Genomic DNA, 5,566 nt, shown 5'->3' on the forward strand with positions numbered 1-5,566 from the left:
GAACGGCGTGAACAGCCGCATCGCATTCTGGAACATTTCCATGTTGCGGCGCGTCTGTTCCTCCAGCGCCTTGATCGGCGTGGTGATCTTCATCATGTCGAGCGGCGACTTGCCGAGCGCCCCCTTCATCTGCTCGCGAAAACGCTCCTGCTCCTTGGAAAAGGCAAGCATCGACTGTTCGAGGAAGCTCGGGACGATCATCTGCATCTGGTCACCGTAATAAGCGATGAGCTGGCGCAGGAACGGGATCGGCAGCATGTTCTGCCCGTCCTTGTTCTCCAGTTCGAAGATGATCTGGGTCAACACCGGATGCGTGATGTCGTCGCCGGTCTTGGCGTCCTGGACGGTGAACTCCTCGCCCTTCTTGACCATCTCGGCGAGGTCCTCGAGCGTCACATAGGTGCTGGTGCCGGTGTTGTAGAGGCGGCGATTGGCGTATTTCTTGATGATGATCGGATCGTCTTTAGCGGCCATCTACATCCTCCCGGGGACACCGGCGCGCCTCTGAGTAAGCCGCCGATAACGATTGTGCCTTTTTTGAGGATATGCGCAAAAGCCTCACAATTCCAAGCAGTTTGTGCAGTGCGGGATCACTAAATGCTGCATGGCAGGCAAAATATGCTGCGCAGCAATGGACGAATGGCCGCCATGGCAAGGCATGGCCTGCTTGCGGCGCATGGGCGCCATGCCCATTTCCGGTTTGACTTGGGGTTGGGAAAGGGCAAGAAAAGTCCCCAACGACAGAGCAACACCCTTGAAGTCTGGAGAAGAAAATGTCCGCTTCCATCGTCATTGCCAGTGCGGCGCGCACGCCGGTCGGCTCCTTCAACGGCGCTTTCGCCGCCACCCCGGCGCATGAGCTCGGCGCCGTCGTCATCACGGAATTGCTGTCGCGTGCCGGCGTCGAACCAGGCGAGGTCGACGAGGTCATCCTCGGCCAGGTGCTGACCGCCGCGCAAGGCCAGAACCCGGCCCGCCAGGCATCGATCAATGCCGGCCTGCCCAAGGAAACCACCGCCTGGGGCCTCAATCAGGTTTGCGGCTCGGGCCTGCGCGCCATCGCGCTCGGCATGCAGCAGATCGCCATCGGCGATGCCAAGGTGATCGTCGCCGGAGGCCAGGAATCGATGTCGCTTTCGACGCATGCCCAGCACCTGCGCGCCGGCGTCAAGATGGGCGACTTCAAGCTGATCGACACCATGATCAAGGACGGGCTGTGGGACGCCTTCAACGGTTACCACATGGGCAACACAGCCGAAAACGTCGCGCGTCAGTTCCAGATCACCCGCGAAGACCAGGACCAGTTCGCGCTCGCCTCGCAAAACAAGGCCGAGGCCGCGCAGAAGGCCGGCAAGTTCAAGGACGAGATCGTCGCCGTCACCATCAAGGGCAAGAAGGGCGACACCATCGTCGACCAGGACGAATACATCCGCCACGGCGCCACGATCGACGCCATGACCAAGCTGAAACCGGCTTTCGACAAGGACGGCACGGTAACCGCCGCCAACGCCTCCGGCATCAATGACGGCGCCGCCGGCGCGCTGCTGATGAGCGAAGCGGAAGCGGTGAGGCGCGGCATCACCCCGCTGGCGCGCATCGTGTCCTGGGCAACCGCCGGCGTCGATCCGCAGATCATGGGCACCGGACCCATTCCCGCCTCGCGCAAGGCCTTGGAGAAGGCCGGCTGGTCGGTCGGCGATCTCGACCTGGTCGAGGCCAACGAAGCCTTTGCGGCGCAGGCCTGCGCCGTCAACAAGGACATGGGCTGGGATCCCTCGATCGTCAACGTCAATGGCGGCGCCATCGCCATCGGCCATCCGATCGGTGCGTCCGGCGCTCGCGTCTTCAACACGCTGGTCTTCGAAATGCGCCGGCGCGGCGCCAAGAAGGGTCTCGCTACCCTGTGCATCGGCGGCGGCATGGGCGTCGCCATGTGTGTCGAAGCACTCTGAAGAAAGTCACTAAAAGGGCGGCGTGCATGCATGTCGCCCAAAAGCGCGCAGCGGTTTTGGGAACACCGACATGCATAAAACCAAACATCTGAAGCGCATCGCCTGAATCTACCTCAGCGCGACGCGCTTTAGCCGCCCGTTCTGTATCCAGTGCCTGCCAAGCCCGACAACAGGGCGATATCAAAAAAGGGGAAATGCATGACCAAGGTAGCAATCGTCACAGGCGGATCGCGCGGCATCGGCGCGGCGATCTCGATCGCATTGAAGACCGTCGGCTATTCGGTTGCGGCGAACTATGCCGGCAATGACGCCGCAGCGGCGAAATTCAAGGCTGAGACCGGCATTCCGGTCTACAAATGGTCGGTCGCCGACTATGATGCCTGCGCCGCCGGCATCAAGCAGGTCGAGGCCGATCTCGGCCCGGTCTCGGTGCTGGTCAACAATGCCGGCATCACCCGCGACGCCATGTTCCACAAGATCACGCGCGAGCAGTGGAAAGAGGTCATCGACACCAACCTGTCCGGCGTCTTCAACATGACGCATCCGCTGTGGAGCGGGATGCGCGACCGCAAGTTCGGCCGCATCATCACCATCTCCTCGATCAACGGCCAGAAGGGCCAGGCCGGCCAGGTCAACTATTCCGCCGCCAAGGCCGGCGATATCGGTTTCAGCAAGGCTCTCGCCCAAGAGGGGGCGCGCGCCGGCATCACGGTCAACGTCATCTGTCCCGGCTATATCGCCACCGAGATGGTCAAGGCGATCGACGAGAAGGTGCTCAACGAGCGCATCATTCCCCAGATTCCTGTCGGCCGCCTCGGTGAGCCCGAGGAAATCGCGCGCTGCGTCGTCTTCCTCGCATCCGAAGATGCCGGCTTCATCACCGGCTCGACCATCACGGCCAATGGCGGCCAGTATTTCGCCTGACGACGGCGATGTAGGCGCAGAGATCGGCGGGCCGGCGCGCCGGCCCGTTTTTCGTTGGCGCCATGGTCCTTCGAAGTGACAGCACGGCTGCTGACCCAATCCGGCACGCAGAGGTTAACAGCGGCCCGGCCGGCCTGTGCGAAACCTGCTTCCAAGCCTGTGGATTCTCGGTGGATAAGCTGTTCACAACACAAGATATTGGGGTGAACAAAACGGGAAAATTCCGCTATCGCTGATTCGTCGCCGATTCGTTCCGGCTTTGAGCTGAACGTTAACGACGACAGCCGGAATCGCCTGCCAATTGCTTAACGCGGATTAAGAAAGATCAACAATTTCATAACCTTGGTCGAGGCATGCCAAGCCACTGTGATCGTTTATCGACAAAGGTTAATGGCAATGCCCTCTTAGCACGAAACGGGCCAGTTCAGCGATTCAGCATGTGGTGCGTGTCGCGGCCGCGAAATCCACATATAGCCGTGAACAAAAGCTGAATCTGCAGGAGTCACTGATTCGTCGCCGATTCGTTCCAGACTCGTTCTATCCGTTAATCCGCATCTGATTGAGAGCTTGACAGAACCACCTTCTGGCTGCCGACGGAACATTCCGCTTTCGCTTCGCGCCCGAAATCCCTATGTGTCGCCTGTCATACGCGCCCATTTGAGGCACGCTCCCGACAACCAGAGGCCAGAAGCCTTATCTCCAGGTCCCGGAAGCCTTATTCTAGGTTGATGAACATCCAGCCCAAACACACTGAGCCGCTGATCCTGTCGGGCCGCGACGTGACCGCCGTGCTCGGGCCGACCAACACCGGCAAGACCCATCTCGCCATCGAGCGCATGGTGGCGCATGAGAGTGGAATCATCGGCCTGCCGCTCAGGCTTCTGGCGCGCGAGGTCTACGCCCGCGTCTGCGAAAAGGTCGGCGCCCACAAGGTTGCGCTGATTACCGGCGAGGAAAAGATCCAGCCACCGGGCGCCAAATATTCGGTCTGCACCGTCGAGGCCATGCCGCGCGAGACCGACGCCGCCTTCGTCGCCATCGACGAGGTGCAGCTCGCCGGCGACCTCGAGCGCGGCCACATCTTCACCGATCGCATCCTGCACCTGCGCGGCCGCCAGGAAACGCTGCTGCTGGGCGCCGCCACCATGCAAAGTATCCTGCAGCGCCTGCTGAGGGGTGTCTCGGTGGTGACGCGGCCGAGGCTGTCGCATCTTGCCTATGCCGGCTCCAAGAAGCTGACCCGCCTGCCGCGGCGCACGGCGATCGTCGCCTTTTCCGCCGACGAGGTCTACGCCATCGCCGAGTTGATCCGCCGCCAGCAGGGCGGTGCCGCCGTCGTGCTCGGCGCGCTCTCGCCGCGCACCCGCAACGCCCAGGTGGCGCTGTTCCAGTCCGGCGATGTCGACTACCTCATCGCCACCGATGCCATCGGCATGGGTCTCAACCTCGATCTCGACCACGTCGCCTTCGCCCAGAATCGCAAGTTCGACGGCTTCCAGTACCGCAATCTGACGGCGGCCGAGCTTGGCCAGATCGCCGGCCGCGCCGGCCGGCATCTGCGCGACGGCACGTTCGGTGTCACCGGCCAGGTCGACCCGCTGGACGAGGATCTGATCAAGAAGATCGAAGGCCACGACTTCGACCCGGTGAAGGTGCTGCAATGGCGCACCGCACATTTCGACTTTGCCAGCCTCGACGCGCTGAAGCGCTCGATCGAAACCAACGCCCCGGTCGAGGGACTGACACGGGCATTGCCTGCCGTCGATGCACAGGCGCTCGAGCATCTGTCGCGCGACGAGGACATCCGCGCACTCACCACCAATGCCAAGCGCGTGGCGCTGCTGTGGGAAGCCTGCGCGCTGCCCGACTACCGCAGGATCGCGCCGGCCCAGCATGCCGACCTCATTGCCTCGATCTACACGGACCTCGCACGCCACGGCCATGTCGACGAGAATTACATGGCCGAGCAGGTGCGCCGCGCCGACACAACAGAGGGCGACATTGATACGCTCTCGCATCGCATTGCCCAGATCCGCACCTGGACATTCGTGTCGAACCGGCCCGGCTGGCTGGCCGATCAGGCACACTGGCAGGAAAAGACGCGCGAAATCGAAGACAGATTGTCGGATGCGCTGCATGAGCGGTTGACGAAACGCTTCGTAGACCGCAGGACTTCCGTCCTCATGCGGCGCCTTAGAGAAAATACCATGCCTGAAGCCGAAATTAGTTCTACCGGAACCGTCCTTGTCGAAGGCCACCATGTCGGCGAGCTGCAAGGGTTCCGCTTCACCGCCGACCAGACCGCCGGCGGCGAAGACGCCAAGGCGGTGCGCACCGCTGCCCAGAAGGCGCTGGCCGCCGAGTTCGAGGCGCGCGCCGAACGCTTCGGCGCCTCGGCCAATGGCGATATCGCGCTCGGGTCGGATGGCACGCTGCGCTGGATCGGTGCGCCGATCGGCACGCTTGTATCAGGCGAAGACGCGCTGAAGCCGCGGCTGGTGCTGCTGGCCGACGAACAGCTGACCGGCCCGGCGCGCGACAAGGTCGCCGCGCGTGCCGAGCGTTTCGTCAATTTCCAGATCGAGTCGCTGCTGAAGCCGCTGGTCGACTTGAAAAACGCCGACCAGATTTCCGGCATCGGCCGTGGCATCGCCTTCCAGCTGGTCGAGAATTTCGGCCTCATCAGCCGC

At 62.4% G+C, this 5,566-nt stretch carries 5 protein-coding genes; 3 read left to right on the top strand and 2 right to left on the bottom strand.

Translation table 11 applies throughout. The features are described 5' to 3' along the window. A partial coding sequence (gene phaR / locus EN991_RS21310; protein ID WP_127369487.1) for a polyhydroxyalkanoate synthesis repressor PhaR occupies positions 1-474 on the bottom strand: 474 nt, incomplete at its 3' end. Between the two features lie 84 nt (positions 475-558). After that, complete coding sequence (locus tag EN991_RS41685; protein WP_255337222.1) at positions 559-687, bottom strand: hypothetical protein; 129 nt, start codon at positions 685-687, stop codon at positions 559-561. 86 nt (positions 688-773) lie between these two features. Between EN991_RS41685 and EN991_RS21315 the strand changes: the two genes are divergently transcribed. The 3 genes from EN991_RS21315 to EN991_RS21325 all read left to right on the top strand — a co-directional run. Then, complete coding sequence (locus tag EN991_RS21315) at positions 774-1,952, top strand: acetyl-CoA C-acetyltransferase (RefSeq protein ID WP_024502944.1); 1,179 nt, start codon at positions 774-776, stop codon at positions 1,950-1,952. A gap of 198 nt (positions 1,953-2,150) precedes the next feature. Beyond that, positions 2,151-2,876, top strand: coding sequence for an acetoacetyl-CoA reductase (phbB, locus tag EN991_RS21320; RefSeq protein WP_013529183.1), 726 nt, complete (start codon positions 2,151-2,153; stop codon positions 2,874-2,876). A 728-nt stretch (positions 2,877-3,604) separates the two neighbouring features. Further along, positions 3,605-5,566 (top strand): helicase-related protein (locus EN991_RS21325; RefSeq protein ID WP_206519226.1); only part of this gene is annotated, 1,962 nt, incomplete at its 3' end.

It is taken from the genome of Mesorhizobium sp. M7A.F.Ca.US.005.03.2.1, assembly GCF_003997795.1.
Classification (GTDB): domain Bacteria; phylum Pseudomonadota; class Alphaproteobacteria; order Rhizobiales; family Rhizobiaceae; genus Mesorhizobium; species Mesorhizobium ciceri.

What these genes read in the sequence shown, in the direction of transcription:
- EN991_RS41685 (WP_255337222.1), bottom strand. Translation starts at nt 687, where the DNA reads ATGGCGCCCATGCGCCGCAAGCAGGCCATGCCTTGCCATGGCGGCCAT.
- EN991_RS21315 (WP_024502944.1), top strand. Translation starts at nt 774, where the DNA reads ATGTCCGCTTCCATCGTCATTGCCAGTGCGGCGCGCACGCCGGTCGGC.
- phbB (WP_013529183.1), top strand. Translation starts at nt 2,151, where the DNA reads ATGACCAAGGTAGCAATCGTCACAGGCGGATCGCGCGGCATCGGCGCG.